The sequence below is a fragment of the Shewanella sp. FeAMO genome (assembly GCF_053653955.1).
In genome coordinates this window covers 4,069,820-4,088,437 of sequence record NZ_CM132201.1, presented here as the reverse complement: position 1 = coordinate 4,088,437, position 18,618 = coordinate 4,069,820, and the positions used below count along the sequence as shown (strand labels likewise).

Below are 18,618 nucleotides of genomic sequence, written 5' to 3'. Positions count from 1 at the left end.
GGCTCAATTCGGCGTCTCCATCGAGGTTTCACCGCCATCCTTCCCCGCCAGAGACAACAGATGTTGGCGCAGCGCTTCGGCTACTTCAATATCCAGCCCGGGCAGGCTGACCTCGGCCGCCGAACTGCCGGCACTGTAGCAGCGCAAACTTGTCAGCCCGAAATGGCGCTGCAATGGCCCCTGAGACAGGCTCACATGTTGCAGCCTGCTGGCCGGCATGGCGGTATGGCTCTGCCACCAAAGCCCTTCACGCAGCAAAATGCCATATTCACAAACGCCATAAGCCATGGCTTCGGCTTGTTTTTGATTGAGCCAGGTCTTGAATCCCAAAAGCAGCAGTGCCAGCGTGACCGAGATGATGACTCCAAGACCACTCAGCTTGGCACTGAGTAGCAAAGCAGGCACTAGCAGCAGTATGACCAGCGCCATCAGCAGCAGGTTTTGCCACAGCAATTGTTGGCGGTAGCGGGAAGACAAACGGGTCAAGGGTTGGCTGTCAAAGCCCAACCACTGCTGCTGAGGCAGGGGCGAGTGGGGCGAGTGGGTATCCATGTGCTTTGAGTCCTTGAGGCATTGACCTGACTATAGCAATAGAGAGTTTGTCGCTTCAAGCAGCTAGCTTGGATGGCAGAGACTTGATGCAGTTCCGGATCCTGAGCGATTGCACTTGTGTTAACAACTGGATATCAAGTAGTTTGGTAGCAAGACTTTGTTGCCCGTGTGGCGCTTGCCTCCCAAACGCGCCGTTACTGGCTGTAAACCATCAGGACGATGAGTATGTTCCAAGCCGATAAGGTATCCAAACAGCAAACCGCCTTTCTGCGTAAGCTCTATCTGGCCCATCTGATAGACGATACCCAACATAACCTGTTGTCCTTACAGAAGGAAACCGGTATGCCGCGCCGCACCTTACAGGACGCCATTGCCGCCTTCGGCGATATAGGTATTCAGGTGGACTTTATTCAGGATGGCCGCCGGAATAACTCAGGGCACTACCATATCCGCACCTGGGGCCCGATTAACAGCGCCTGGGTCGGCACTCACCTGGAGCAGATCCGTGCCCTGCTGTTCGCCGACAGTTGAATCCGCCTGTTGTAACAGCAGCATACCGGCCAGAACCGCCTGGATATGGCGCTGCTGGATAAATTCATAGTAACGCTGATCCTGCAGTTGATTGCCTTTAGCCTTAAACTCGCACTGCGTCTGCATTCCCACTACTAGATCACCATTGCTGCCAAATGGCGGTAACTCCAGGTTATAGCCTTTGAAATAGTTGTGTGGTAGTTCTTTGTTCCAAAACAGTTGCCAATGATTGTTCCCGCAGTTGGGAATGGGCTCGGCCATGGCCGCTAGGGTTTGCCGTGCCAGTAGCTCACGAATGGCATCATAATTCAGCTTTGAGTCGGTTGTCGGGCATGGTAAATCCTCCAGCTCTATAGTAACCGGCGATGAATCTATCGGATCCTTGATGCCATAGAACTTGGCTCTGCGCTCCCCCTTGAGATAGTGGGTAAGCTTGGTTGTGAACAGCGGAAACAGGCCAACAAGGGATGGCCCGTGATAGACGGGGGTGACATGGGCGGGCACGCTGACATCCTGCAACAGATGCAGCAGGGCACCGACAAAGTAATCCCGCTGGGCCGAGTCATTGGCCATGGTTAACCCAAGTTGGGCCCTGGCCCACAGGCGTTGCTGTGACATATTGACAAGTCCGGGCTGCACTGTCTCTTTGTCGATTTTATCCGGATGATAAAAGTGCCAGTTGCCAACGCGGCGATAGGCCGGAAACAGTTGATCACTCCAGGGATTATCATACAGGGAAGAGGGCAGTTTGGCGGCGCCTTCATCCATGGCCAGGTTGCCGTCCTGCAGTCGCTGTAATCTGGCGGAGTTGACTACTTCACCGCGGCATTGCGCCAGTTTCTGATAGCTGAGTTCGGTGAGGCGCAGGTGTCCGGGTTTGGGATCATAGGCCATTGCTGAGTTGCAAAGCAGTAAGCTACACAACAAAGCCATGCCGGCCGAGAGAGTAGTGGTTTTCATCGAGTCTTCCTGACAGGCTTCCTAAAGGGTGAGTCGCAAAATCGCGGGTGCTGCGAAGGCTTATTTAATACCTTTCGCCACTCATTTTCGCTAAATAAATCCGCTTCTATGCGCGGCGACAGAGTAGCCCTGTCGCGAGTTGGCACTGTTTACATTTTTATGGCCAAGCCCGGCTTTTTCAAGTCTGGTTTCTAAGACCAGGTTTTTCAAGCCAGGTAGAGAGCAAACCCAAGCCAGCTAAGGCCAAGCAGTATCCAGGGAAACCACAGCAGCCACTTGGGGGCATGGGATGGCGTTATTTCTGCCGCATCTGCGCTGTCATCCGAGTCGTGCTGGAGCCTGTTTTTCTGTCTCAGCTCTTGCTTGCGCGCCTTGTCTCTTGCTCTGGCCTTGGCCTTTTGTTGCTTCTTGTATTCGGCAATGCCTTTCTCTATGCCCTGGGCAATGAGGCGGGTTTGCTCCTTGGTCTGCCCCGCCTTTTGAGTGGCTTTGGCCATGCGCATGGCTTCGGTTTGGGTTTCGTTGGAAATCGCTGGCTTCTTGTTCATCTCTGATGGGGTTGATGACTGACCCTAGGATTATACCTGCCTGCTTGGAGTTCTGACCACAGACGGCTTCACATCAAAGGCGCCTGTCGGTGCTGAACTTGTTCGGGGTCAAATGCTCTTATGGCAGGGCCATAATGCAAGGGCCTTTATTGGCAAGATTTTGATAGCTTTAAAAATAGAGTCTCTGCCCCTGCTCGTCGGCGAAGGTGCCCGGTTCATAGTGCCAGACCCTGGAAATCAGTTCAGGCGTCAAAGCCTGTTGGGGCTCGCCCTGAACCAGGAGTTTTCCTTTGTCCATAACCAGCAACTGATCGGCATAGTGACTGGCCTGGTTGAGGTCGTGCAGCACGGCCAATACAGTGTAGCCCTGCTCATGAGCCAGCTCTCTGGCGAGTCGCAGTACTCTGTGTTGCTGGGCCAAATCCAGCGCCGAAGTGGGTTCATCCAGCAAGAGTACAGACGAGTGCTCGGCCTGGGCCAATTGAGTCAAAACCCTGGCCAACTGAACCCGCTGGCGTTCACCGCCGGACAGTGCCGGATAGCTGCGCTCACTCAGGTGAGCCAGATCCAGACGCCACAGTTGCTGCTCAACCAGTTGGGCGGCATCTCTCGCACTGAGACTGAGAGGATACAGGCCCATGGCTACCACTTCACGAACGCTGAAGGGAAAGCTGAGACTCGAGTGTTGCGGCAACATGGCCAGATGCCTGGCCAAGGCTTGCTTCGGCCACTGCCCAAGAGGCGAGCCGTGAAGGCTTATCCGCCCGGCATCGGCCTTGAGCTCCTGAGTCAACAACCGCAGCAGACTGGACTTGCCGGCGCCATTGGGCCCCAGTAGAGCGTAAAATTGGCCGCTTTGCAGTCGGCAACTGACATCGGTCAGCAAGGGCTTGTTGTCGACTCTGGCATGTAGATGTTTGAGCTCCAGTACTTGCTCAGTAACTGCGGTGGACTCAAATGATATAGCCGGTGTTTGTGCGGCAGTTGTCGTGGTCACGGATTCGAGTGAAGGCATGGAGTACCTCAATAAAGCTTACGTCGCTGACTCAGCAGCAGATAGAGGAAGAAGGGAGCGCCGAGCAGAGCCGTCATCAGGCCGACAGGGATCTCGGCCGGTGACATCAAGGTGCGGGCCCCTGAGTCGGCCAAGGCCAGCAGCACGGCGCCGAGAATGGCACTCAGCGGCAGCAGTTGCCGATGATCCGGCCCCTTGAGCAGCCGCACCAGATGTGGTACCACCAGTCCGATAAAACCTATGATGCCGGTGGCCGCCACGGCAACACCGACACCCAAAGAGCAGAGTAAGATCAACTTCAGCTTGAGCCTGTCTACCTCTATGCCCAGATGACGCGCCTCGGATTCGCCCAGCAACAGGGCGTTGAGCGCCAATGCCTGTTTGTTGAACTGCCAACTCACCAAGGCCAGTACCGGCAGACAGATAAATACAGATTGCCAACTGGCACCGGCGATGGCCCCCAACTGCCACAGGCTGAGATCCCGCAGTGCCATGTCGTTGGCAAGGAAAGTCAGCATGCCAATTCCGGCACCGGCCAGGGCGGTAATAGCCACCCCGGCCAGCAGGAGTAACACCACTGAGGTGCTGCCACCTGAAGTGGCGAGCCGGTAAACCAGTAAACTGGTTGCCAGACCGCAGAGAAAAGCACCAAGGGGGACGGCATAGCTGCCAAGATGTGGCAGCAGCACTATGCAGATGGCGGCTCCCAGCGCCGCGCCCGAGGACACACCTATGATGCCGGGATCCGCCAGAGGGTTACGAAACAGGCCTTGCATTACGGCGCCGCACTGTGCCAACAGGGCGCCGACAATCAGTGCCAGCAAGGTTCTCGGCAGACGGACATTTTGCACTATCAGGGCATTGGCTTCCTGCCCGGCGGCGATTGAGCCAAGCAGGGAGTCGATTATATCGCTCAAGCCTATGGTCACAGGTCCGGTTGCTATCGAGAGCAATGCGGAAAACAGCAGCAGGCTGGCGAGTCCTGGCCAGAGCCAGGGATGGCGGTGGGGGGGCAGCACGGCAGCCATGATTATTGCTCCAGCAGTTCCTGATTCAGGGATTCGGCCGCTTCAATGGCGGAGATACCCAATCCCCCGAGCAATGCCTGAGGTTGAAGATCCCGGATCAAACCGGCTTTTCCGGCCGGAGTATGGGCCAGTAGCGGCATGCTCTTAAGTAGCTTATCGGCTTGAGGTTCTGGTTGCTCGCTGGCGCTTGAGAGTAAAATCAGCTCTGGCTTGAGCGCCAGAATGCCTTCCTGAGACAGGCTGCGGTAGCCGCTGAAGTCGGCGGCGTTGGTGGCACCGGCCAGCTGGATAATGATATCGGCGGCCGTATCGGCGCCGCCGACCCTGGCGGGACGCTCTGACTGCAACAACATAAACATGATTCTGGGCGGATGTTCGAATTTGGCCGCTGATTGCGCCAATTGCTGTAACCTGTCACCCAGGGTATTGGCCAGTTCGGTGGCGGCTTTTTCCTTATTCAGAGCCTTTCCCAGAGTGAGAATATTTTGCTGTAGTTGCTCGGCGGTATCGGCCGCATTCAGGGTGATAACCGGCACACCGGCCTGTTTTACCAGCTCTATACTGCTGGCCGGTCCCATCACAGAGGTGCCAATCAGGAGATCCGGTTTTTGCGCCAATATGCCCTCGGCTGAAAGCATTCTGTGGTAGCCGAGTCTTGGCAGTTTCAGCGTTCCTGGCAGGGCGCTGCTGGCGTCAACAGCCACCAGTTGTGGGGCGGCATCCAATGCCAGTACCAATTCAGTGACGCCGGCACCGGCACTGATCACTCGCTTGGGAGGTTCTTCTGCGGCAAAAAGCGGCATGGCGAGCAGGCCACAGAGGAAGATAAGAGAGTTTTTCATTCTAGCTCCAAAATAATTCAGGGACTCATCGCCACAGACTTGTGTCTGAGGTTTCATCAGTTGTTTAGGGTTCCATCAGGACCCGGGTCTGGCTTATTTCCAGCCGCTGCAGCAGACTCAGCAGCTGCATCAGCGGCTGGACTCTTGCCTCCTTGTCGGCGGCTACCACCAAAGTCAGTTCGGGATTGTCGGCCAGCGCCTGAGTCAGTGCCTGCTCGAACGCGTCGAACCGGGCAAATTTTTGTTCGTTGAGCGCCCAGAACGGCGCCTGGGGTAACACGCTTACCGTCAATTGAGTCTGTGCTTGTGGGCTCAAAGTTGTGGCACTGTTATCCGGCACTTCAATCGGCAGGCTCAATAACTTGGGATTGGCTGTGAGCAGCAAAAACACCAGCACAATGAAGATGATGTCTATCAATGGGGTTAGATCCAGGCCGCTATCCAGGCCATGCTCTTCCTTAATTTCAATCATGACAGCGGCTCCGGATGGCGACGCTTGCCATTGATTTGACTGAGTTTGGTCAGGTTAAAAGCAGCGTAATCATTGTCTTCGCCCTGCAGTGGAACTCCTTCCAGCCAAAGGTTGAGTTGATTCAGTACATGGGCGCAGGAGGCCACTGAGCGCTCGGCCCAGAGTCCGAACAGCTGTGCTCCCAACAGCGCGGGTACGGCGATCAACAAGCCGGCGGCTGTGGTGTACATGGCCAATCCCAAGCCCGAGGCCAACAAGGCCGGAGTGATACTGTCACTCTGATTGGCGCCAATATCGTTGAACATCTCCAGTAGCCCCAGCACAGTGCCGAGCAAACCCAGAAGCGGGCTGATGGCACCTATGTATTGCAGCAACTTGAGCCCGGCGTGGAGTTTGCGTTTCTCCTTTGCCAGCCAAAGTGACAACAACTCTTCCCGCAGCGCCTTGGGTTGTGCGGCCTGTCTCAGCAAATGGCGGGCACCGCAGGAAATCAGTCCCCGGTTATCTTTCAGGCGTTCAAGCAGGCTGTCACAGCTTTCATCCAGTGTGCCGCTGCGCAATTCGCCGAGCCAGGATTGGCGCCTGAACAGGCTCGGCAACAAGATGGCAAAGCGCTCCAGCAATATCATCAGGGTCAGAAAGGCGCAGATGAGCAAAGGCCAGGTGAGATCGCCAAGTTGCTGGTGCAGGCTTTGGTACAAACTTAATTCCATCGTGTCTCCAACTGTTAATTAAGGGCGAAGCGAACCGGCACCCTGACTTTGAAACGGGCGGCTGAGGCTTGGGAAGGAATGCTGAACTGCCAGTGGCGTACAGCGGCCAATGCCGCTTCATCCAGAATGGAATAGCCTGAGCTGCTGACGAGCAGGGCGTTTTGGGTTTTGCCTTGATGATCAAAGAAGATGTCCACCAGAGCCGTGCCCTCAAAGCCCCGCTTGCGGGCGAGTCTGGGGTAGCTCGGCGGCGTCGGCGGGCTGGCAAATACAGGCTCAGCCAGCTCTATGGTGTGATTCAGCCCTGGGGTGCCGGCTGTTTGAACCGGCGACGAAGGAATGCCCGGCTTCTCCTCACGGTGCACAGGTTCTGCTCGCGGAGTCGTTGAGGCGTGTTTCGGTTCAGATTTCTCTGTTATCTCTCGCGGCTTTTCCTGAGTCGGTTGTGGCTTGCTCATCTTTGAAGTTTGTTTCTGACTCGCTTTGGCAGGCTTGGCTTTGAGCTGCTCTGACTTTGGCGGCTCAGGTTTCGCCACATTCTGTTTCAGCGGTTCTTGATGTTGAGGGGCTTTATGTTCAGCTTCTTTATGCTTAGCGGATGGGGCTTTTGTCGCAGGGTGGCTTTCGGCGGTAGCAGTCTGGTTTTGAGTCTGGGCAGAGGCAGTTTGGGACGCTGCAGCAGGGGCTGCGCTGAAACTCAATTGCAAACCGCCCTTGGTGGGCATTACCAAAGGATCTGGGGTGGCAGTCTGAGAGGCCAATACGGCACTCTGAAGTGACAATGCCATGAGCGCAAAACCACAATAACGCTTGGGGGTCACGCCGTTACTCCTGTTTACAACCGCTTGTTGCGGCGGGTGAATGTTTAAATTCAACTAAGCAATGACCCGTAAGGCTCAATGCTGTTCTGTCTTGGGTCGGCTCTGTCCCTGAGCCGCCACCATTCCATGGTTCCTGCCTTTACTGCCCGGTCAGCCTTTACCGTTTGGATAGCGCCGCTATTCTGCTGCTACAGACGGTACCACTCCCGGAACTTACCCTTCCTTTGGGTTAAGATATACGAGTAGAAATAAGATCGCAAATGATAATAATTATTATTTGATCCTTTTCTAAAGCTAAGCTAGAGTGCCAGCTTAAGTGGTGTTATCCCGGGCCTGCGGCCCTCTGTCTCAACTTGTTTTTCAGAAACACCACTCCCATGAGAAAGGCTGGAGATACAGCCTGATAATCTGTTTGAGGATCAAGATGATGAATAGAAAGCCGCTGGTTATGGCTATTACTCTGGCACTGGGAACCCCCTTCCTGAGTCTGGCCGCTGTTGCCGAGCAGGTGAAAACAGCAGAATTTGATGAGATGCTGGTAAGTGCTACCCGCATTCAGGAGAAAGTCTCTGAGTCCAGCCGCAGTGCTGCGGTTGTCGGCGAAGAGCAGTTGGCCGAGAAGCAGGGCGACTCGGTGGCCGAAGTGCTCAAGACTGAAGCCAACATCAATATCGCCAATGGCCCCAGGGCGTCTGCCCAGCAGGTGGAAATTCGTGGTCTCAGTGGTCAGAGGGTATTGCAGACCATAGATGGCGCCAGGCAAAACACCAGCGCCGGCCACAGAGGTACCTTCTTTATGGACCCTGAGCTGCTCAGTTCTGTTGAGGTGGTACGCGGCCCGGCTTCCAGCCTTTGGGGCAGTGGCGCCATAGGCGGTGTGGTATCACAAAACACCAAGTCGGCCAGGGAGATGCTCGACGAAGGCCAGAGCTTTGGTGGCTATCTAAAGCAGGGCTATGAAACCAATGGCCAGCGCAGCAAGAGCAGTGGTGCCATTTATGGTGCCAAGGGCAGTATCGACTGGTTGTTGAACGGCAGCTACAGCGATGGCGACAACATCAAGGCAGGTAATGACAATACCCTGGGAAACAGCGCCAGCCGCAGCCGCAGTGGCTTGGCCAAGTTTGGTTGGCAGTTGGATGAAGCGCAAAGGCTGCAACTTTCCGGCAGGATCAACGAGATCTCCGAAGCCGTGCCCAGCAACCCGGCCACAGATGTCAGCAACAGTGTGCCTCTGGTGCGCCGTGACAGCAAAGATTCCAACCTGACCCTGGACTACAGCCTGGCACCAAGTAGCAACGCCCTGCTGGATCTGGATGCCAAGTTCTACTGGAACAAGACAGATTATGATGAGAATCGCCTGACCAAGGGCCAGTTCGACACCACAGAATATGAAACCCTGGGGTTCAGTATTGCCAATCGCAGTCAATGGCAGGGGCTCAAATTAACCTATGGTCTGGACGGCTACCGCGACCAGATAGAAACCTTCCGTGATGACAGCGGCCAGAGCGGTCAGCGTCCCGGCAACATAGATGGTGAGTCTCGGGTGTGGGGCGCTTTCGTGGCCGCCAATATCGCTCTGGGGGAAAACTGGTCATTGGATCCGGCGCTGCGTTACGACAGCTTTGAAAACGAAAGCAATAACCTGGGCCATTCCAGTGATGACGATGCCTTGTCTCCCTCGTTGGCACTGGTGTGGAAGACAGCGCCATGGCTGACACTCAGCGCCCGTTACGATGAAGCCTTCCGCGCGCCATCAGTGGAGGAGATGTACTCCAGTGGCACTCACTACTGTATTCCTCCCATCCCCAATTTCTTGCCCAACGGCCTGTGCAATACCTTTGAGGTCAATGAAAACCTCAAGGCTGAAAAGGCCAAGAACAAGGAACTGAAGGCCGATATGCGCTTTGCCGAGCTGGCGGGCAACGATGAACTGGCGCTGAGCCTGAGTGTATTCAGAAACGATGTCGACGACTTTATCGAGCAGCGGGTGACCAATCCACTGCACGGCATCCCCGGGCTCGAGCAGAACACCCGCTGGGATAACGTCGACAAGGCCAGACTGACCGGCTTCGAGCTGACAGGAAAATATCGCATCAACCAGACCCGCTTATCGCTCAGCTACGGCCAGACTGAAGGCAAAGACAGACATGATGGGGGCTATCTGGCCAATATTCCGGCCAACAAGTTGGTGCTCGACTTGTCGCAGGGGATCATGGCGGGTGATATGAAGCTGGGAACCCGGGTTAGCTATAACGCCAGTCAAGACAGGGTGCCCGAAGATAACCCGGTTAACCGCTACCAGGACTACACCCTATGGGATGTGTATCTGGCTTGGGAGCCAGCCATGGGGACCTTCGAAGGGCTGCGGGTCGACTTTGCCATTGAAAACATTGGCGATGAAGAATACATCCAAGCCTGGCAAACCCTGATGGATCAAGGGCGCAACTTCAAGCTCTCGGCCCGTTACCGTTTCTGATGGAGCAACAGATGCAGATAAGCGATACAACAAGGGCGGCCGCTGGCCGCCTGCAGATAGCCGCCGCCATGCTGGAACACCCCGAGTGGTTGCCGGCCGATGCCGCCGCCAATCTTGGGATTTCTGAGCTTGAGGTGGTGCAGGCATTACCGGCCGAGCAGCAGCAATTCTTGCCGCTGGAATGGCTGGAAGCCCTGCTGCAGGCACTGCCTGAGTGGGGCAAGTTGACCACCATAGTCACAGTTGCCGGGCAGATATTTGAATTTAAAGGCGATTTCCCCAAGGGAAAGACGGCTCATGGCTACTTTAACCTCTACAGCAAGGGAGATGGCTTGCATGGCCATCTGAAATTGGAGAATTTCAGTGCCATCGCCTTGATAAGTCGTCCATTTCGGGGCACTGAAAGCCATTCGATTAACTTCTTTGGCCCTGATGGCGCCATCGTTTTTAAGGCCTATCTGGGCCGGGATCAACAACGCAAGCTGCTGCCGCCACAGTTGGCACTGTTTGCCGACTGGCGTCACCGTGGTGAAGTGGCTGCCAAAAAGGGGGAAATATGACCAGTGAGAACCAACGCCTGCAGGAAAAACTGCTGCCGGAAATCGAAGACTTCAAACAGGGGCGTACCACCTTGCAGTTGGCGACCCAGGATGCCAACGGGATCCCCAACGCCAGTTATGCGCCGTTCGCGCTGGCCGATGATGGCTTCTATATTCTGGTAAGCGATCTGGCGCGTCACGGTATTAACCTCAAACAGTCACCGCGGGTATCTGTGATGCTGGTGGAAGACGAAGCCGAGGCGCGCAGCGTGTTTGCCCGCCGCCGCCTGACCTTTGATGCCGCCGCCGAACTGATAGCAAGAGACAGCCAGGGCTTTGCCAAAGGGGTACAGGTGCTGTCCGGGCGCTTCGGTGAGATGATAGATAACCTGGCGGCATTGACCGATTTCAACCTGTTTAAGCTGGTGCCCGAGCGCGGTCTCTATGTCAAAGGCTTTGGCCAGGCGTTCAGTCTCAGCGGTGCCGAGTTGTTGGATGTCAACTGGATGCGTGATGGCCACCATGGAACGCCCAAGGCTGTGCCTGCCTGAGCTGGACTCACCGGCGCTTTGGCGCCACAATCCTGATTAACAGTCACTGTCTGGATTTTCGCTTGTCTGCTCCTCAAATCGCTTCGGCTCGGATCCTGCCCTGGATCCTGAGCTTTCTTAAGCCTTATCGTTTGCGGGTCGCCCTGGCGCTGCTGTTTCTGCTGCTGGGGTCTCTGGCCTGGCTGGCCCTGGGGCAAGGGGTTCGCTTGATAGTGGATGAGGGCTTTATGGCCGACAACTCGGGCCGCCTCAACGAAATTGTGTTGTTTATTCTGGGGATCACCCTGGTCAGTGCCGTGGCCGTGTTCTGCCGCTTTTATCTGATGACCTGGCTCGGTGAGAAAGTCAGCAACGATATTCGCCGCTTGGTGTATCACAGGTTACTGGAACAAAGCCCGGTGTTTTTCGCCCGCTTGCGCACCGGGGAAATCATCTCCCGTTTTACCGCCGACAGCACTCTGTTGCAGACAGTTATCGGTTCTAGCCTGTCGATGGCACTGAGATCTTCAGTGACCACTATAGGTGGCTTGGTGATGATGGCTTTTACCAGCATCAAGCTCACGGCCTTGGTGCTGCTGGCCGTACCGCTGGTGTTGGTGCCTGTAGGTTTGCTCGGGCGGCGGGTACGCAAGCTTGCGCGCACCAGTCAGGACAGTGTCGCCGATCTCGGTGCCTATGTGGATGAAACCTTGCATGAGATCCACACGGTACAATCCTATGGTCACGAGGCTCGCGATCGCGACAATTTTGACGGCTACCTGGCGGCGGTGATGCGTGCTGCCAGTGGCCGCATCCGCTATCGCTCGGCGTTGATCTCCTCTGTCATGTTGCTGACTATCGGTGCCATAGTGGCTGTGACCTGGGTGGGGGCCAGAGACGTAATGGCCGGTGTAGTCAGCGCCGGTGAGCTGTCGGCATTCATGTTTTACGCCATGATGGTGGCCGGCGCCGTGGCCACCATAAGCGAAGTGATAGGGGATATTCAGCGGGCTGCCGGTGCCAGTGAACGCTTGATGGAGCTGGCCGAGTCCAAGGCAAATATTGCCGAGCCGGCCAAGCCGCTGGCGCTGCCCAGTCCGCTCAAGGGAGAACTCAGGATAGAGCAGCTGAGTTTTGCCTATGATGAGGGCGCAGCAGTGCTTGAGGATCTCAATATCCATATTCAACCCGGTGAACGGGTGGCTCTGGTTGGGCCCAGCGGCGCCGGCAAGAGTACGTTGTTTCAGCTGCTGCAGCGTTTCTATCAGCCGAGTTTCGGCCGCATTCTGCTCGACGGCGTCGATATCGCTTCTGTATCATTGGCGAGCCTGAGGGCACAGTTTGCCCTGGTGCCCCAGGAGTCGGTGATCTTTGCCACCAGTGTGTTGGAAAATGTGCGTTATGGCCGCCCTGAGGCAAGCCTGGAAGAGGTGGTTGCCGCCTGCAAGGGCGCCAGAGCTCATGAATTTATCAGTGAGTTTGCCCAGGGGTATGATACCTATTTGGGTGAGCGTGGCGTGCGCCTTTCCGGCGGTCAAAAGCAGCGAATTGCCATTGCCCGCGCCATCTTGGCCCGCAGGCCTTTACTGCTGCTCGATGAAGCCACCAGTGCCCTGGATGCGGTCAGTGAAGTCAAGGTCAAGCAGGCTTTGGATGAGTTGATGGCGGGACGAACCACGCTCATCATAGCCCACAGGTTGGCGACAGTGCTCAATGCCGACCGTATTCTGGTGCTGGAGCGGGGGCGATTATTGGCCAGTGGCAGCCACAGCGAGTTGATGCAAACCAGCCCGCTGTACCGTGAGTTTGCCAGTCTGCAGTTGCTCGCGCCCGATAGTTTGGTCGGGAGCTCAAACGAGCCCGGGCAGGCATCATCGCTGGCTTGATCTTAGCGCTTCTGTTTTAAATATATAATCAGTCCAGTCACGGCCAGTAATAATAAGGCGATCGCCGCCAGATCCATCAGATAACTGCCGGCAGCGCTGAAGATTCGGCCGCTGTGCAGATCCTGAAGAACCCTGTGCCAGGACAGGCGACTGGCGCGAATATCTCCGAGCAACTGCTGCGTTTGTATCTTTGCCCCTTCGAGTGGTTTTATCCAGGGGAGGGCTACCAGACTGGTGGTCGCTTGCCAATCCAGCAGTTCGCTGTCGCTGCGATACTGGCCCCGGGACGTTTTCAGCCAGACACTGCCGGGCTCGACCGCCATGGCGTTTATCTGCGGCGGCAAACCTGTCAGCTCGGTTTGGGTTTCCAGCACAGCAAGATCCTGGCTCAAAATCGTCAAACTGTTTCGGGTCAGCAGTAGCCACTTGTCTTCAAAGGGAGCTATGGCCAGTATTTCATCTGTTTGCTCGGCTAGCGGCGTGCCGCCTATCCAGGCCTGACCCTCACTGCTGCCCGCCAGCGGCTGGGCTTGCCAGACTTTGACATCTTCCGGGGCGCCAATGCCGTAATAGTCTTGCAGCCATTGCCAGTGCACGCCTTGGGATAGGTTCAGCTCACGGCTGTGATTCAAGGCCAGGCCGGTCAGTGTCAGCAGCAACACAAGCACACTGCTGATGATGCCAATACGTCTGTGCCAAGGGCGCAGGGTACGCAGGAGACGGACTCGAAAGTCCGGATGTTTACGTGTCATCTGGGCTCGCTGTGTTGTTGCTGACCGTGTTGCAGGCTGAGTTGCCGGTCAAGATAGAGGGCGATGCGGGCCAGTTTGGTCAGGGCTCTGACGGAAAGCGTTGCTCCGGTAATACCATCTATATGTTTGTCCAGCTGTTTATCTTTTGTGAGTGTCGCCGATTTAAATTGGTCGGTAAAGAAGTCGTGCCTGACCTCATCGCCGCGGCTCTCGCGGTAGATAAGCACCTTGGTGCGATAAATCTGTCCATGGCGCACCTGAATGCCCACAGTGATTGGCGCTTCTTTGCCTATCTCCTCCAGGATCCAGACTGTGTCGTCTCCCTGCTGCCAATAGCGGGTACGCAGCGGCCGAAAATCGTGGGCCAGTATCTCTTCTATGACCTGGCGTTGCTCGGCGTTGAACCAAAAGACTTTGGCTTTTGCTTGACCTTTACTTTGGTCTCCCAAGGCCTGGGTGACAAAGTCCGCCGGGCTTTGATAAACGCTTTGCGCCGCCTGGGTTTGAGTGAATGGCAGCAAAAACAGTGAGAGTAGTGCAATAAGGGTCTTCATAAGTGCCTCAATGAGGGCGCCCCAGAGGGCACCCAAAGATCATCAGAACTGATAACCTACACCCAGATTGAAACCATCTGAGTCAGACTTGCCGCCACGTTTTTCGTAGTCGGCCTTGAACACCACATTCTCGTGCAACCAGTAGTTGATACCCACATTGGTTTGAGTTTCTTTGGTGTCTTGATTGTCACCGGCATTGTTGTCCCATTCGTTGTAGCGGGCGAAGATACCGAACTGCTCGTTAAAGCGGTAGGACGGCTCTATATACCAGCCATTTTGCTTGTCGCGGCCCAGGGCTTCGGCTTCAAATCCATCTATGTCCCACTCGGCATAGAGGGCTCTGATGCTGAAGTTTTCTATGTGGTAGATGGCGTGCGCCGACCACATCAGAGCCGAGGCTGTGTCTACAGTGGCTTCGCCTTGAGTCAGATCCGATTGGTACTGCACCGTGGCGGCCAGCTCCAGACCGGGAACGGCTGTGTATTTCACCCGGCCGGTATAGGCCAGATCGTCAGCCTTGGCCTCGGAAACCTTTTGGCGACCGCTTCTTGGCTTATAGGCATTTTTACCTGTGGTAGGGACATTCAGGCCCGAGGTCACGGCCGCATCGAAGGCCAGTCCGGGAGCCGCCTGGATATTCATTGCCAGACCCGCTTCCCACCAGGTAGCCGGGAGTATGTCTTTCTCAACCGGGTTGCGCTCGACACCATAAAATGCCGGTGGCTCGTGGGTTTCATTGATGATGCCAACCGGCATCAGGAACAGACCCGCCTTGGCAGTCAGTGCTTGGTTGAAGTCGTGCTCTATGTAGGCCTGCTCCAGCTCGACTTCGCCATTTTGACCATCGCCTGAGATGGAGTGCTCCACTTCCAGCTCGGAGAAGAAACGGGTGTTTTCGGTAAACTCATGGCCGAAGAAGAGCACGAAACGGTGGAAGTCGAACTCTTTCTTATCCTCGCCCAGCTTGTTGTCTATGTTGTTGTAGTGCAGTTCACCATAGCCGCCGATAGTGGTGGCGGTTTTTTGCGGGGTGGAATCTACCACCTCGGCGGTCTGTTCAACCCGCTCAGCAGTTTGCTCGACACGCTCGGCAGTTTGTTGCTGGCGCTTTTCGGTTTCTGCCAGACGGCGCTCCAGATCCTTGAGAACCTTTTGCTGCTGTTCGATGATTTTGCGCAGCTCCTGAGTCTCGTCCGAGGCGAATGCCTGCGGGCCGCACAGGGCTGTCAGTAGCGCACTGGCAATGAGAGTTTTCTTGATCATCTTGCTTCCCGTTGTGATGTTACTGTTGTTGAAATCGGGCGAATTCTAGCAATTGATTTAATAAATGCAAACGATTTGCATTTATTAATGTGATAAAAATTAACAAATGTCAGCATCTGTAAACTTGCTTGTTATTGTTATGGTTTTGTCTGAAAACGGATGCTTACAATGTAAGTTTTTGATCTTTTTATTAAAGTATTAAGACTATGTTTTAGTCGCAAGGGGAGAGCCTGACGTCATTCCCGGATAAATCCGCTGAAGTGCGATTGCTGAATTTTTGAACTTTCAACCTTGGTCGGAAGCCTGGGGCAACAGATCGGGTGAGTTATTTGTCAAAAGGCGGTTAAACTGATCGGCCTTTTTATTCCGGTTAGCCTTGGCTTTGTGAGTGTTCAAACAAGATGTTTCTAGTTGATTATTTTAAAAGAGAAAATAACCAAATAACCATAGGCCGCAAACAGGCCAGTGATTTTGCCAAGGGTGTAGCAGGGGATTTCAATCCCATCCATGATGAGGATGCCAAACGTTTTTGTGTTCCCGGCGATCTCCTTTTTGCCCTGGTGTTGAACGATTATGGCCTCAGCCGCCGGATGCAGTTCAAGTTTGAAGGCATGGTAGGAGACGGCGTATGTCTGCATTTTCCCAGTGACCAGGGGGCCGAGCTGGCGATAGAAGATGAGCGCGGCAAACGCTACCTGAATGTCCATCGCGATGGTGAAATGCGCCACTGCGAACGGCAGTTGGAGTCCTTTATCCGTAGTTATGTGGCTTTTTCCGGCCTCAACTTTATCCATGTTTTGGTGCCTTTGATGCGTGAGCATCAGGTAACCATCAATCCGGCGCGGCCATTGGTTATCTATGAAAGTATGGGCTTTGAGCTGGACACCCTGGAGTTTGAGCAGGTTAAACTGGAACTGGTTAACAGCAGTCTCAAAGTCGATGGCAAGCGCGGTGATGTGACGCTGGATTTTGCACTTATCAGCGATGACAAGCAGGTGGGGACCGGGCGCAAGACCTTGGTACTCAGCGGCTTGCGCCCCTTCGATGAGGCGGCTGTCGAGGCTATGGTCAGCGAGTATCAGGCGCGCCGCGATGGCAGCTGGAATAGCGGCTCACAGACAAACGCCTGAATTCAAACTGCGGCGGCTTCTGAGCCCGGCGCCAGTCTGCTTTCGACCCGGTTACGCCCCAGCTGCTTAGCCTGATACAGGAGTTTATCTGCAGTATCAGTGAGTTGGCTGAAGCTCTGGCTGCCGTCGGCGTCCAAAGCCACCCCCTGACTGACGGTGAGCCTAAGCGGCTCACCACTTTCCAGGGTGAATATGTGTTCGGCCACACTCTGCCTCAGGGTTTCGGCGACAGCCACAGCGTCATTCAAGCCGGTATTGGGCAGCAATAACATAAACTCTTCACCGCCAACCCGAGCCAGCAGATCATCTTCCCGTAGCGAGGTTTTCATGACCTTGGCCAGTTCGGTCAGCACTCTGTCGCCGTTATTGTGACCATGGGTGTCATTGACCTTTTTAAAATGGTCAATGTCGAGAGTAATCAGTGCCAACGGGCCATGGCTGCTCTGGGCCTTGGTCGGCAGTAACACTTCTTTCAGCCGGTCAAGCCACATGCGCCACTTGGGCTGCGCTTCCAGGTTTTGCTCCTCTGTGGCTTGATGGTACAGCAACCAGCCAGCCAGATAGCGACGGTTATAGAGGCCAGTGAGGCTGTCAGTCTTGGCCAGCAGGCCCCACTTCAAGCGTGAGCGATTGAGCCAGAGAATGACGGCGGTGGCCAGCAACAGCAGCAACAGGATTATGCTGCTGATGATATTGAGCTGATTCAGGGTAGTGCGGTTGGTTTCCAACTCCAGCTTTTGCAGTACGTTGTTCCAGTTGAGATCCTGGTTCTCAAACTCGAGGCGCTCTAAGTTAAACAGCAGCTGTTGGCGATCCAGGTTACTGACCAACTCTTTGGAGCTGTATGCGGCGAAGCGCTGCTGATACTGCTCCAGCACCTCGTAGGCGCGCTTGAAATTGCCTAACCCGGCAAAGCCTTCGGCGCTGACCTTTAACAGCTCTATCTGAGAGCGCAACAAGGTTTTTTCCTTGGCAAAGCCGATAAGCAGAGGGTCGACATAGACAGCCATCTCGGCATACTGATGCTTATTGAGCAAGTCCTGGGCCTTGAGCAGTTGAAAGCGACTGGTGTAGAGGGTTGAAGTCTCACGATATTGCAGCTTGTCGGCCAGTTGCAGGTGCCTGGACATGGATGACACATCTTCCAGCTCCCGGTACTTCAGCGCCAATTCCACATTGATGCGAAAGCGATACAGGCCGTAACCCAGCACTCTGGCCAGCTCCAGTGCCGCTTGATACCTGTCAATGGCGACTTCAGCCTTGCCTTGACGTTCAGCCAACTGCGCCAGATCCAATTGCACCAGCATCTGGTTGTAGGACATCCTTCTGTCCTTGAAGAAATTAAACGCCTTCTTGAGCAGTTTTTCAGAGCGCTCAAAGCCGTTGAGGCGCACCAGGAGGTGGCCCATACCAAAGGAGATCCGCTCAAGCAACTCCTTGTCCTGGCTCTGATCGGCAGCGTCCAGTGACAGCATCAGGCTGGCGTAGGATGCATCCAGCTTGCCTTGCTGTTCAAATGCTTTGCTCTTCAGTAGCAGGGCTTCGGCCTGAACCGCCTTATCGGCAGAGTTCTGGTTGCGATCTATTATTTTTTGCAGTTCGCTGATGGCCTGTTTGACCTTGCCGGTTTGCAGCATTACCTGTACCAGTCTCAGCTCCAGCAGGGTATGTTCGCTGGTTCCGGCATCCGCCAGTTTAAGGCCCTCTTTGGCGGCTTGCTCGGCGGCGGGGACCTCATGCAGCAGCAGAGACACTGTCGCCTTGGTCAGATAAAAACGGGTCACTAAGGGCTTGGGCAGGTCCTTGAGCTGATCGCCTTCCATCTCGTAGAGCTGCGCCTGTGCCCGTTGCGGCAGGGAATAGAGTTGGCTTTCGGCCCCTTTAAGCAAGCGGGAGAATTGCTCTGCATTGGCCGCCAACAAGGTCGGGCTCGCCAGAACCATAAAGATTGCGATCAAGGGGTGGCAGAAGCGTTTCTTCATACTCTTAGTGCTCTTTGAACC

Annotated in this window: 19 protein-coding genes; 6 read left to right on the top strand and 13 right to left on the bottom strand. The window is 55.2% G+C overall.

What is annotated here, in order from left to right:
- Positions 1–3 precede the first annotated feature (3 nt).
- Complete coding sequence (locus ACWAU4_RS18360; RefSeq protein ID WP_454290342.1) at positions 4–552, bottom strand: PH domain-containing protein; 549 nt, start codon at positions 550–552, stop codon at positions 4–6.
- Between the two features lie 225 nt (positions 553–777).
- Here ACWAU4_RS18360 and ACWAU4_RS18355 point away from each other — a divergent pair, with 225 nt between their 5' ends.
- Entirely contained in the window at positions 778–1,083 is a 306-nt protein-coding gene (locus tag ACWAU4_RS18355; RefSeq protein ID WP_025008880.1) for a winged helix-turn-helix domain-containing protein, read from the top strand.
- Here ACWAU4_RS18355 and ACWAU4_RS18350 read toward each other — a convergent pair.
- The 8 genes from ACWAU4_RS18350 to ACWAU4_RS18315 form a co-directional block, all read right to left on the bottom strand.
- On the bottom strand, positions 985–2,043 hold the full coding sequence (locus ACWAU4_RS18350) for a phospholipase C/P1 nuclease family protein (protein WP_208125087.1): 1,059 nt from the start codon (positions 2,041–2,043) through the stop codon (positions 985–987). The two genes, ACWAU4_RS18355 and ACWAU4_RS18350, sit on opposite strands and share 99 nt — an antisense overlap.
- Positions 2,044–2,249: 206 nt before the next feature.
- Positions 2,250–2,591, bottom strand: a complete 342-nt coding sequence (locus ACWAU4_RS18345) for a DUF2956 domain-containing protein (RefSeq protein WP_025888641.1) — start codon at positions 2,589–2,591, stop codon at positions 2,250–2,252.
- Between the two features lie 169 nt (positions 2,592–2,760).
- On the bottom strand, positions 2,761–3,606 hold the full coding sequence (locus ACWAU4_RS18340) for a heme ABC transporter ATP-binding protein (protein WP_144227899.1): 846 nt from the start codon (positions 3,604–3,606) through the stop codon (positions 2,761–2,763).
- An 8-nt stretch (positions 3,607–3,614) separates the two neighbouring features.
- The gene (locus ACWAU4_RS18335) at positions 3,615–4,634 is read right to left on the bottom strand and encodes a FecCD family ABC transporter permease (protein WP_071238416.1); all 1,020 of its coding nucleotides are present in this window, start codon (positions 4,632–4,634) and stop codon (positions 3,615–3,617) included.
- A gap of 2 nt (positions 4,635–4,636) precedes the next feature.
- On the bottom strand, positions 4,637–5,476 hold the full coding sequence (locus tag ACWAU4_RS18330; RefSeq protein ID WP_208125086.1) for a heme/hemin ABC transporter substrate-binding protein: 840 nt from the start codon (positions 5,474–5,476) through the stop codon (positions 4,637–4,639).
- Positions 5,477–5,540: 64 nt separating this feature from the next.
- Entirely contained in the window at positions 5,541–5,948 is a 408-nt protein-coding gene (locus ACWAU4_RS18325; protein ID WP_025008886.1) for an ExbD/TolR family protein, read from the bottom strand.
- On the bottom strand, positions 5,945–6,661 hold the full coding sequence (locus ACWAU4_RS18320) for a MotA/TolQ/ExbB proton channel family protein (RefSeq protein WP_028779489.1): 717 nt from the start codon (positions 6,659–6,661) through the stop codon (positions 5,945–5,947). The genes ACWAU4_RS18325 and ACWAU4_RS18320 overlap by 4 nt, the downstream gene beginning before the upstream one ends.
- A gap of 14 nt (positions 6,662–6,675) precedes the next feature.
- Entirely contained in the window at positions 6,676–7,482 is an 807-nt protein-coding gene (locus tag ACWAU4_RS18315; protein WP_208125085.1) for an energy transducer TonB, read from the bottom strand.
- 427 nt (positions 7,483–7,909) lie between these two features.
- Here ACWAU4_RS18315 and ACWAU4_RS18310 point away from each other — a divergent pair, with 427 nt between their 5' ends.
- From ACWAU4_RS18310 to ACWAU4_RS18295, 4 genes are all read left to right on the top strand, one after another.
- Entirely contained in the window at positions 7,910–9,961 is a 2,052-nt protein-coding gene (locus ACWAU4_RS18310) for a TonB-dependent hemoglobin/transferrin/lactoferrin family receptor (RefSeq protein WP_208126223.1), read from the top strand.
- Between the two features lie 11 nt (positions 9,962–9,972).
- The gene (gene hutX / locus ACWAU4_RS18305; RefSeq protein ID WP_394805936.1) at positions 9,973–10,521 is read left to right on the top strand and encodes a heme utilization cystosolic carrier protein HutX; all 549 of its coding nucleotides are present in this window, start codon (positions 9,973–9,975) and stop codon (positions 10,519–10,521) included.
- Positions 10,518–11,051, top strand: a complete 534-nt coding sequence (gene hutZ, locus ACWAU4_RS18300; RefSeq protein ID WP_025008892.1) for a heme utilization protein HutZ — start codon at positions 10,518–10,520, stop codon at positions 11,049–11,051. Before hutX ends, hutZ begins: the two co-directional genes overlap by 4 nt.
- A 62-nt stretch (positions 11,052–11,113) precedes the next feature.
- Positions 11,114–12,916, top strand: coding sequence for an ABC transporter transmembrane domain-containing protein (locus tag ACWAU4_RS18295; RefSeq protein ID WP_391564057.1), 1,803 nt, complete (start codon positions 11,114–11,116; stop codon positions 12,914–12,916).
- Positions 12,917–12,918: 2 nt separating this feature from the next.
- Here ACWAU4_RS18295 and ACWAU4_RS18290 read toward each other — a convergent pair whose 3' ends face one another.
- From ACWAU4_RS18290 to ACWAU4_RS18280, 3 genes are read right to left on the bottom strand one after another with little or no spacing between them, the layout of a single operon-like run.
- Positions 12,919–13,668, bottom strand: a complete 750-nt coding sequence (locus ACWAU4_RS18290) for a PepSY-associated TM helix domain-containing protein (protein ID WP_208125083.1) — start codon at positions 13,666–13,668, stop codon at positions 12,919–12,921.
- Complete coding sequence (locus ACWAU4_RS18285) at positions 13,665–14,222, bottom strand: FMN-binding protein (RefSeq protein WP_099049530.1); 558 nt, start codon at positions 14,220–14,222, stop codon at positions 13,665–13,667. The genes ACWAU4_RS18290 and ACWAU4_RS18285 overlap by 4 nt, the downstream gene beginning before the upstream one ends.
- Positions 14,223–14,264: 42 nt before the next feature.
- Positions 14,265–15,485: a porin gene (locus ACWAU4_RS18280; RefSeq protein ID WP_025008896.1), complete on the bottom strand. Its 1,221-nt coding sequence runs from the start codon at positions 15,483–15,485 to the stop codon at positions 14,265–14,267.
- A gap of 401 nt (positions 15,486–15,886) precedes the next feature.
- Here ACWAU4_RS18280 and ACWAU4_RS18275 point away from each other — a divergent pair, with 401 nt between their 5' ends.
- Positions 15,887–16,615, top strand: coding sequence for a DUF3581 domain-containing protein (locus tag ACWAU4_RS18275; protein WP_123116914.1), 729 nt, complete (start codon positions 15,887–15,889; stop codon positions 16,613–16,615).
- 2 nt (positions 16,616–16,617) lie between these two features.
- On the opposite strand, the gene ACWAU4_RS18270 is transcribed toward ACWAU4_RS18275, so the two are convergent.
- Entirely contained in the window at positions 16,618–18,597 is a 1,980-nt protein-coding gene (locus tag ACWAU4_RS18270; RefSeq protein WP_208125081.1) for a GGDEF domain-containing protein, read from the bottom strand.
- Between the last annotated feature and the right edge of the window lie 21 nt (positions 18,598–18,618).